The 280-nt window shown below is 55.4% G+C and carries 1 pseudogene; it reads left to right on the forward strand.

The features are described 5' to 3' along the window. Positions 1 to 76: 76 nt before the first annotated feature. Positions 77 to 280 (forward strand): annotated as a pseudogene (locus ACTHS3_RS17765) (hypothetical protein); the annotation flags it as partial.

Raw genomic sequence — 280 nt, forward strand, 5'->3', positions numbered from 1 at the left:
TTCCTGTACAGCGTCCTGCCGCAGCGCGATACGGCGTATACCGCGTACCGATACACCCCTTGATAGAAAACACGATATGAAAAAAATTGTTTTGACTACTTCCATGTCCGGCCTCGGCGGCACTGAAAATGCGACCTTCCGCTTGGGACGGTTGCTCAGGCAGCGCGGCCACGAGGTCGTCCTTGCCTCTTCCGATGGCCCGCTCATCAAAGAAGCCCAAGCCTTGGGCATCCAATGGCGTCCGATTGATTTTTATCAGGGCGGCATCTTGGGCTACATC

The organism is Neisseria sp. P0009.S007, from assembly GCF_051962515.1.